At 62.9% G+C, this 3,376-nt stretch carries 4 protein-coding genes; 2 read left to right on the top strand and 2 right to left on the bottom strand.

The window, feature by feature from the left end:
- A partial coding sequence (locus D3227_RS42465) for a hypothetical protein (protein ID WP_208646625.1) occupies positions 1–328 on the top strand: 328 nt, incomplete at its 5' end.
- Here the strand turns inward: D3227_RS42465 and istB are convergent.
- Together istB and istA are read right to left on the bottom strand one after the other, a co-directional pair.
- The gene (istB, locus tag D3227_RS39880; RefSeq protein ID WP_095090157.1) at positions 280–1,053 is read right to left on the bottom strand and encodes an IS21-like element helper ATPase IstB; all 774 of its coding nucleotides are present in this window, start codon (positions 1,051–1,053) and stop codon (positions 280–282) included. The two genes, D3227_RS42465 and istB, sit on opposite strands and share 49 nt — an antisense overlap.
- Positions 1,046–2,578, bottom strand: coding sequence for an IS21 family transposase (istA, locus tag D3227_RS39875; protein WP_208646624.1), 1,533 nt, complete (start codon positions 2,576–2,578; stop codon positions 1,046–1,048). Before istA ends, istB begins: the two co-directional genes overlap by 8 nt.
- A gap of 184 nt (positions 2,579–2,762) precedes the next feature.
- On the opposite strand from istA, the gene D3227_RS39870 reads away from it, so the two are divergent.
- Positions 2,763–2,951 (top strand): hypothetical protein, encoded by a 189-nt coding sequence (locus D3227_RS39870; protein ID WP_095090369.1) that lies wholly within the window; start codon positions 2,763–2,765, stop codon positions 2,949–2,951.
- Positions 2,952–3,376: the final 425 nt, after the last annotated feature.

The raw sequence follows: 3,376 nt of genomic DNA, 5'->3' as shown, positions 1-3,376 counted from the left end.
GAGAAAGCGGCCCGATGGGGCCGCTTTGTATTTTTTACCAGGAGGGATCGAGAGGATGGGGCTTTTGCCCTGTCTGCTCGTCGCTGGAAGGGTGCTGATCGTCAGGGGCTTGTTGGTGACGGACAAACTGCTGGATGTGGGGAGCGTAACGGCTCCAGATGCAGTCTCGCAGATCGTCGAGGAGTTCGAAGACGGCGGCTGCTTGCTCGGGTGTCCATTCGGCATTGACGATGAACTGGATTCCACGCCCGAGACCGGACGGCTGATGAGGATTTCCGGTCATGCTGCAGGCTCCTTTTCGTCAGCGGGGTGGCTGGTGCGTTGTTGACGCTGCGCCTTCGAGCGCTCGGAGGCTTCCTTGAAGCGGTAAGAATCGCCTTCGATGGGAATGACCTCACAATGGTGCAAAAGGCGATCGACCAGACTGACGACGCAGGCGGCATTGGGGAAGACCTCCGACCATTGCGCGAAGGGCTTGTTGGTGGTGACGATGGTCGAGCGTTTCTCGTATCGGCGGCTGATGAGATCGAACAGCAGATCGGCATGACGGTTGGAATAGGAGAGATATCCGACCTCGTCGATGACCAGGATATCGGGCGCCGCATAGTACTGCAGCTTTCGGCGGAGCATGGAATCGCTGTCGATGGCGGCGAGCTCGCCGAGCATTTCGCTGGCGGTGCGGAAGAGGACCGAATGGCCGGCGACCAGCGCCTGGTAGGCGACGTTAAGAGCGAGCGTGGACTTGCCGACGCCGTTAGGGCCGATAAGGACGATGTTGGCGGCCTCCTTGACGAAGGACAGCGTCATCAGTTCCTCGATGGCGGCGCGATCGATACGACGCGGCCATTTCCAGTCGTAATCGGCCAGTTGCCTGAAGTGGCCAAGCCTGGCGGCGCGCATGCGTCGCCGCAATGAGCGGTCGGAGCGCTCTTCTTCCTCCCATTGAAGCACGGCGGCCAGCCACGGCGCGTCGGCGATTTCGTCCCAGTGGGCGATCAGGCCATTGAGGCGCAGCGCCCTGGCGCGGTTGAACAGGATGCCGGGATTATTCATCGTCGTTGCCTGCGCAAGTGAGTTGATCGTAACGGTCGAGCTTGTGGGGCTGTACGACCGTATCCTTTTTGCGGACATGCTCCGGCAGCCTTGTTTCGACCGGCGGTGGAGCGCCACGCGCGATCCGGCGGCGTTCGAGCGCGACGTGAACCGATCTCGAATGAGAGGCCCCGGCCTGCAAGGCATCTTCGACGGCGGCCTGGAGTTCGGTGGCGCCGTAGAGGTCGAGCAGTTTGAGCATGGCATTGGTGATCGCGCCGATATTGGCGCCGCGCTCGGCGGCGTGGATCATCAGTTTCTGGCAGGCCGGCACGGCGCGCGTCAAACTGTTGAGGCCCCGATGCTGGCGCGCTTCGCGCTTGACGGCGACGAGCGCCTTGAGGTGCCGGGGGTCTTCGATCTGCTGGCCCCGGTCGTAGCTGCGGCGGTGGCTGGCGATCATCGTGGCGGCATCGAATATCCGGACCTGGGCGAGATCGGCGCGCACGGTGAGCGTGCGCCGGACATGAGTATGGGGAACCGAGTAATCGTTCAGGTCGAAGCGGACATAGGGTGTCTTTCCGACCTTCGCGGCGATCTGCTCCTCGATGGGGTACGGGTTGGTGGGCAATGGCAGAAGCATGGGCTGCTCCTGCGCAAACACCTGACGAACCGTCATCGTCCGGTCCTCGGGGCATGGCCGGTCGGCGGCCTGGTTGCGGCACCATTGTTCGGCCTGGGCATTCAGATCGTCGAGGTCCTTGAACTTGCGGGCGATGAAGAAGGCTTCCCGGATGTGGCGAATGGCGCGCTCGACGCGGCCCTTTTCGTTGCCCCGCGCCACGGCGGCGGGACGGGGCTCGAAGCGATAATGGCCCGCGAAGGCCAGAAGTGTCGGATGGAACCGGATGGCATCGCCGTGACGCTCAAGCACAGCGCTCTTAAGGTTGTCATAGAGCAGCACCCTGGGCAAACCATTCCAGGCGTTGAACGCACCGGCGTGGCCGCGCAGGAAGTTTTCCATGCGGGCATCAAGAAAGAAGCGCAGATAGATGTCGCGCGAGTAGGACAACACCATGACGAAGGCCATCAGCGGGCGGCGAGCCTTGCCGATTTCGATGTGACCAAAATGCGCCCAGTCGACCTGGCCTTGCTCGCCCGGCAGGGTGCGCAGACGCAGGAATGCTTCCGCAGCCTTGCGCGGACGGTGGAGCGCGATCATATGCCGGAAGTGGGAGGACGAGCCCTTGTAGCCGCGCTCCTGCACCATCCCGTACAGGCGGCTGGCGGTCAGGTCTGGATATGTCTCAAGCGTCCGCTGGACGAACGGCAGATACTGGTCGACCTCGGCGGGACGTATCACCGGCCTGTGGCGGGGCAGACCGGCCTCCTTCAGAACCCGGAAGACCGTCGTATGGTGGCAATGCAATTGCGTTGCGATCGTTCCACAGCGCCACCTCTCAACGTGGTACAGGCGCAGGATCATCGCTTCCTTCTCGGCGGATATGGTCATCGGTTGGGTCTCCATAGTCGTGTTGACGGACATAGGCCCCTCGGCGACGCACGAAGCCGCCGCGAAAGAACGGCGGCAGCCGACAACTGCAGCGCCGGCAGCACGGAGCCGGAGGGATCGATGGCACCGCTTCAGCGGTGACGTCGTCCAGTGCGACGGTGCCGTCGATCAGGGGCGCGTTCAGTCGTGAACCATCCGGCAGACAAGGTGCAGACTGATGCGTCACGTTGTTTTTGCAGCGCTGGCGATATCGGCGGGAGCGGTCGGCGTGGGCAAAGCGGCCCCGGCGGGTGTTCTGGTAGCGCAGCCCCGCCGCACGCAGACTGTCACGGCGGGCTTCATGGGCGCAGTCAGAACCACAGAAGCGCTGACCCCGATCGCAATGCCGGCAAAGCAAGACCTGTGAGCGGCACCGTGCGCAGAGAAAGAAACGACCGGTTTGCATTGCGGCGGCGAACCTCTCGGAACGCCGTCGGGATTGCGGGGAAAAGCTCGACGGAATGCGCCAATGCCATTATGCTGGCGCATACCGTGAACCAGTCGGCATCAGTGCCCGGGGACCTGCAAGTCCCCTCACACGGGCCGTTGGGATAGGACATCGAGTTTACGTGGTAGTGGGTCGATGTCTGATTGCGGCGCTCCGCACATGTAGCATGCGCGGACGCAGCGCGGGATGCGCCTCAGTCGCCCTCCGGGCTCCTGTCGGTGCATCCCGCGCTCTCATCCCCAACCAAATCAGATCATCAGCGTCATTCAGCACCACTCCGAGCCGAATTCCGCATCAATTCCCTCTCGGCGCCATCTATACGCGGTTCTCAACCGCCATCGACA

The sequence above is a fragment of the Mesorhizobium waimense genome, assembly GCF_003601975.1.
GTDB lineage: Bacteria > Pseudomonadota > Alphaproteobacteria > Rhizobiales > Rhizobiaceae > Mesorhizobium > Mesorhizobium waimense.
The sequence above is the reverse complement of the archived record's forward strand: the minus strand, read 5'-3'. Positions and strand labels throughout refer to the sequence as shown.